Consider the following 5,765-nt stretch of genomic DNA (forward strand, 5'->3'; position numbering starts at 1 on the left):
AAATCCTTTTAGTGCCCAACAAGTACTTGCTGGTTTTATCAAATATCTTTTGAGAGATTGTCTTATTGGATTTTTAGTAGCCCTAATTTTTAGAAACAAGCGAACCCTATAATATGAATATATCGATCGTTATCCCGCTTCTCAACGAAGAAGAATCACTCCTCGAACTGCACAACTGGATTGTGAAGGTAATGAACGCTCGTCAATACAGTTATGAAATTGTTTTTATTGACGATGGAAGTACCGATAACTCGTGGCTGATTATCGAGGGATTATCTGTTGAAAATCCAAATGTGAAAGGCATTCGGTTTTTAAAGAATTTTGGAAAGTCGCAAGCTTTACATGCTGGTTTTGCTAAAGTGCAAGGCGATGTCATTATCACTATGGACGCCGACTTGCAGGACAGTCCTGAAGAGATACCAGCCTTGTACGACATGATTATCAATCAGAAATTTGATTTGGTTTCCGGTTGGAAAAAAAAGCGTTACGATTCGGTAGTATCAAAAAATTTACCTTCTAAATTATTCAATTGGGCGGCAAGAAAAACTTCGGGCGTCGAACTCAATGATTTTAATTGTGGGTTGAAAGCCTACAAAAATATGGTGGTCAAAAACATCGAAGTTTCGGGCGAAATGCACCGTTACATTCCAGTATTGGCAAAAAATGCGGGGTTTGGAAAAATTGGCGAAAAAGTAGTTTTGCACCAAGCTCGAAAATACGGCGTGACCAAATTTGGAATGGATCGTTTTATCAACGGATTTCTTGATTTAATTACCATTTGGTTCCTCTCCCGATTTGGTAAACGACCGATGCATTTATTTGGATTGTTAGGCTCCATTATGTTTGTTATTGGATTTTTAGCAACACTTTTCATAATAATCATTAAATTAGTAAAATTAAAATCGGGTTACGACACTATTTTAGTAACCGATAATCCGTTGTTTTACATCGCTTTAACCGCTATGATGATTGGAACGCAATTGTTTTTGGCTGGATTTCTGGGCGAAATTATTTTGAGAACAAAAAATAACGAAGAACGGTATAAGATTTCGGAAGTAATTTAAAGTATAAAAAGAATTTGTTCTTCTAATTAATGATGTTACGAAAAGCAACTTTTCAAACTTAAGATTACAAATCGATCTCAAATTAAAATAAAAAAATAGGTTTCACTAAAACATAAAAACATGCACATTCCTGAAAACATCTTACAGCAAGTAAACGAGTGGTTATCGCCAACATTCGATGCCGAAACCCAAGAAAAGATTAAAGAAATGATGACCTCTTCTCCAAAGGAGTTGGAAGAAAGTTTCTATAAAAATTTAGAATTTGGAACCGGCGGCATGCGGGGAATTATGGGTGTGGGAACCAATCGTATCAACAAATATACATTGGGAAAAAACACACAAGGACTTGCCAATTATATGAAGCAGGTTTTTCCAAACAAAGAACTCAAAGTAGCCATTGCTTTTGATTGCCGACACAACAGCAATACGTTGGCAAAAGTGGTTTCGGATGTTTTTTCTGCAAATGGCATTAAAGTGTACTTGTTTTCGGATTTAAGACCAACACCAGAACTGAGTTTTGCGGTAAAATATTTGAAATGTCAAGCTGGAATTGTCCTTACTGCTTCACACAACCCCCCGGAATATAACGGATACAAAGTATATTGGGAAGATGGAGGTCAACTCGTGCCGCCTCAAGATGGTGAAATCATCAAGCTAATTGAAGAATTGAACTACAATCAAATCCATTTTCAAGCCAATGAAAATTTGATACAATACATCGATAAGGAAGTGGACGATGCTTTTGTAAAATCATCAATCGAAAATGCTAGTTTTGATACGCCTGTTTCCGCCAAAGACAATTTGAACATCGTGTTCACGTCTTTGCACGGCACTTCGATTAAATCGGTGCCGCAAACCTTGGAACAAGCGGGTTACAAAAACGTACATTTAGTTCCCGAACAATCCGTTCCAAATGGAGACTTTCCAACAGTAAAATCGCCAAACCCCGAAGAACCAGAAGCGTTGACTATGGCTTTGGCTTTGGCCGAAAAACTACATGCTGATATTGTTATTGGCACTGATCCCGATTGTGATCGACTGGGTGTTGCCGTTCGAGATAACGAAGGCAAAATGAAGTTGTTAAACGGAAACCAAACCATGGTTTTAATGACGGCATTTTTATTAGAACAATGGAAAAAAGAAGGCAAAATTAACGGAAAACAATTTGTTGGATCTACAATAGTGTCCACTCCAATGATGATGGCGCTTGCAGAAGGTTACGACGTAGAATGTAAAGTGGGATTGACGGGCTTTAAATGGATTGCTAAAATGATCAAAGACTTTCCTGAACTAGAATTCATTGGTGGTGGAGAAGAAAGTTTTGGCTACATGGTGGGCGATGCTGTTCGCGACAAAGACGCCGTTGCAGCCACTTTATTGATTTGTGAAGTTGCCGCTCAAGCCAAAGCCAATGGAAGTAGCGTATATAAAGAACTCATCAATTTATATGTAGATTTCGGGTTTTACAAAGAACATTTGGTTTCCTTAACTAAAAAAGGAATTGAAGGTTTGGTAGAAATCAATCAAATGATGGTGGAATTGCGCGAAAATCCTTTGAAAGAATTGGGCGGACAACGCGTGATTATGGTTGAAGATTATAAAAATGCCACAGCACTCAACCTGTTGACCAATGAAACGGAGCCGCTTCACATTCCAAAATCGGATGTTTTGATTTATTACACCGAAGACGGTTCGAAAATTGCGGCACGACCAAGCGGTACGGAGCCAAAAATTAAATTTTACGTGAGTGTAAATACTCCCTTAGATTCTAAAGACCATTTTGACGAAACAAATCGATTTTTAGATCAAAAAATTCAATCTATTTTAAAAGATCTAAACGTCAATTAATGAGCAGTATCAAACAAATTCTTCCTTTTGTAAAACCCTATAAAAGATATGCCTATTTAAACATATTTTTCAATGTACTTTATGCCCTTTTCAGTACGTTATCGTTCATCGTTTTGATGCCGATGATCAATGTACTATTTGAAAAAGACAAGAAAAACTATGTAGAACCGGTTTATATGGGAATTACCAAACTTAAATCATTTTTAGAAAACTTTTTAAGTTTCCATTTAACGCGTTTTACCGATGAAAATGGCATAAGTTTCACTTTAGGCGTTTTAGTAACTGGAATTATTTCTATTTTCTTGCTCAAAAATCTGTTCGATTACTTGGCGATGTTTTTTATTAATTTTCTGCGAAACGGTATTGTGAAAGATATGCGAAATGCCTTGTACAAAAAAACCTTGGAACTTCCGATTGCTTTTTTTTCGGAGAAACGAAAAGGCGATACCATTGCTCGAATTTCGAATGATGTAAATGAAGTGCAAAATTCGATGCTTTCTGTACTAGAAATTATTGTAAAAGAACCACTTACCATTATTTTTACGATAACGGCGATGTTTTTGATAAGTGTGAAATTGACCGTATTTGTATTCGTTTTTATCCCCATTTCCGGGTTTATTATCTCGCTCATTGGAAAACAATTAAAAAGACAATCGACAAGAGCTCAAGAAGAACAAGGTATTTTTCTATCTACTATTGAAGAAACTTTAGGCGGCTTGAAAGTCGTAAAAAGTTACAATGCCGAAAATTATTTCAATACCGTTTTTAAAAATTCTACTGAAAGATTTTATCATCTATCGAATGCTATTGGCAACCGGCAAAATTTAGCTTCGCCCGTAAGTGAGTTTATGGGCATATTTGTAATTGCAGTACTTTTATGGTACGGAGGCAATATGGTTTTAGTCGAAAACTCCTTAAATGGCGGTGCTTTTATTGCCTATATGGGATTGGCATACAATATTTTAACTCCCGCAAAATCAATCTCGAAAGCGTCGTATGCGGTGAAAAGAGGAAACGCAGCTGCAGAGCGAATTTTAGAAATTTTGCACGAACAAAATCCGATACAAAATAAATTAGACGCCATTTCGAAAACTGAATTTCACGACAATATCTCGATTAAAAATATTAACTTTAAATACGAAGACGAAATTGTTCTCAAGAACTTTTCGTTAGACATAAAGAAAGGTCAAACCGTAGCTTTAGTGGGACAATCAGGAAGCGGAAAAAGCACAATTGCCAATTTGTTAACCCGTTTTTATGACGTTCACGATGGTGAAATTAAAATTGACGGCACTAATATCAAAGACCTGAATTTAAAATCACTTCGTGGATTAATGGGACTGGTAACACAAGACAGCATTTTATTTAACGACACCATCAAGGCGAATATTTGCTTAGGAAAACTTGATGCTACCGATGAAGAAATTATTGCTGCCTTGAAAATTGCCAATGCATTTGAATTTGTAGATAAATTACCCAAAGGAATTTATACCAACATCGGCGACAGCGGCAACAAATTATCAGGCGGTCAAAAACAACGTTTGTCCATAGCTAGAGCGGTTTTGAAAAATCCTCCGATTATGATTTTGGACGAAGCTACATCAGCATTGGATACGGAAAGTGAAAAATTTGTTCAAATCGCATTGGAAAACATGATGCAAAATAGAACCTCAATTGTTATCGCACATCGATTATCAACGATTCAAAAAGCAGATAAAATTGTTGTAATGCAAAACGGTGAGATTGCCGAACAAGGTTCGCACGAACAACTTTTGGCACTGGATGGTACGTATACCAAACTGGTGATGATGCAAAGTTTTGAATAATTTTAAATTTCAAGAACATGAAGAGAGAATATTTTGGGATGCTTTTTTTATTGCTTTCCGTTGCACTTATATTGATGGCTTATTACCTTTTTTCTGAAGAAATTGTTACTGCTTATTTGTCTCGATTTGTAATCATCTGGTTATTAGTAGCTTTTTACGCAGGACAATATTCGATGAAATTTCCAAAAGCTTTTTAAATGTACATTTTCGACCCAAGAATAAGGCTTCCAGAAGATCCAGACACCATTATTTGGAAATACTTGGACTTATCTAAATTTGTCGATTTATTGTTGTACAAAAAACTTTTTATGTCAAGGTCTGACAAATTTGAAGACCAATACGAAGGAACGTTCAGTGAACCTACTTATGAAGAGATTAAAAAACTAGCCAAAGACAATCCCCACTTTTTGGACTATTACAAAAGGCACCGCAAAAATGTAGTCATCAGCAGTTGGCACATCAATGAATATGAATCATTTGCGATGTGGCAAATTTTTACACAAAAAAATGAAGGTTTGGCCATTCAATCGACGTTGGGAAAACTGCAAAAGGCCTTGGCGGTAGACACTGAATTTGAACAATTTGTAGGCGAAGTAAACTACATTGATTACAAAAAAGAATATATTCCGTTTGACAATACTTTCTTTCCATTTCTCTTTAAACGCAAAAGTTTTCAATACGAAAGGGAAGTTCGCATCATTTCTGACCTAACCAAATTTGACTTAGAGATTGACAATGGTTTGAAAATTGATGTCAATATTGAGGAGTTGATTGAGAAAATTTACATTCATCCCAAATCTGAAAATTGGTACAAAAAGCTCGTAACGGATTTGGTTGCTAAACTGGGTTTTGACTTTCAAACGGAAAAATCAGATTTAGAAAGCGATATTTTGATTTAACTTAAGTAAGAAGAAAGTTATATTGTCGCAATTATTACCAAGTACTTTTGCCACAGATTAAAAAGATTAAAAGGATTTTTAATCTATGAGACTAAGCAATCTGTGTTCATCTGTACAATCCGTGGCAA

The 5,765-nt window shown here is 35.9% G+C and carries 5 protein-coding genes; all 5 read left to right on the top strand.

Annotated elements, in window-relative coordinates; genetic code table 11:
- The first annotated feature begins 113 nt into the window (after window positions 1-113).
- The 5 genes from ACIQ2X_RS13195 to ACIQ2X_RS13215 all read left to right on the top strand — a co-directional run bounded on the left by ACIQ2X_RS13195 (window position 114) and on the right by ACIQ2X_RS13215 (window position 5,637).
- Window positions 114-1,064: a glycosyltransferase family 2 protein gene (locus ACIQ2X_RS13195; protein ID WP_396179397.1), complete on the top strand. Its 951-nt coding sequence runs from the start codon at window positions 114-116 to the stop codon at window positions 1,062-1,064.
- Window positions 1,065-1,184: 120 nt separating this feature from the next.
- A complete protein-coding gene (locus ACIQ2X_RS13200; RefSeq protein ID WP_396179398.1) occupies window positions 1,185-2,912 on the top strand; it encodes a phospho-sugar mutase in 1,728 nt (575 codons plus the stop codon).
- Complete coding sequence (locus ACIQ2X_RS13205; protein WP_396179399.1) at window positions 2,912-4,738, top strand: ABC transporter ATP-binding protein; 1,827 nt, start codon at window positions 2,912-2,914, stop codon at window positions 4,736-4,738. The genes ACIQ2X_RS13200 and ACIQ2X_RS13205 overlap by 1 nt, the downstream gene beginning before the upstream one ends.
- 17 nt (window positions 4,739-4,755) lie before the next feature.
- Window positions 4,756-4,935 carry a hypothetical protein gene (locus ACIQ2X_RS13210; protein WP_396179400.1) on the top strand — a complete coding sequence of 60 codons (180 nt, stop codon included), beginning with the start codon at window positions 4,756-4,758 and terminating at the stop codon, window positions 4,933-4,935.
- Window positions 4,936-5,637: a hypothetical protein gene (locus ACIQ2X_RS13215; RefSeq protein WP_396179401.1), complete on the top strand. Its 702-nt coding sequence runs from the start codon at window positions 4,936-4,938 to the stop codon at window positions 5,635-5,637.
- Window positions 5,638-5,765: the final 128 nt, after the last annotated feature.

It is taken from the genome of Flavobacterium sp., from assembly GCF_044368625.1.
GTDB lineage: Bacteria > Bacteroidota > Bacteroidia > Flavobacteriales > Flavobacteriaceae > Flavobacterium.

What these genes read in the sequence shown, in the direction of transcription:
- ACIQ2X_RS13195 (WP_396179397.1), top strand. Translation starts at nt 114, where the DNA reads ATGAATATATCGATCGTTATCCCGCTTCTCAACGAAGAAGAATCACTC.
- ACIQ2X_RS13200 (WP_396179398.1), top strand. Translation starts at nt 1,185, where the DNA reads ATGCACATTCCTGAAAACATCTTACAGCAAGTAAACGAGTGGTTATCG.
- ACIQ2X_RS13205 (WP_396179399.1), top strand. Translation starts at nt 2,912, where the DNA reads ATGAGCAGTATCAAACAAATTCTTCCTTTTGTAAAACCCTATAAAAGA.
- ACIQ2X_RS13210 (WP_396179400.1), top strand. Translation starts at nt 4,756, where the DNA reads ATGAAGAGAGAATATTTTGGGATGCTTTTTTTATTGCTTTCCGTTGCA.
- ACIQ2X_RS13215 (WP_396179401.1), top strand. Translation starts at nt 4,936, where the DNA reads ATGTACATTTTCGACCCAAGAATAAGGCTTCCAGAAGATCCAGACACC.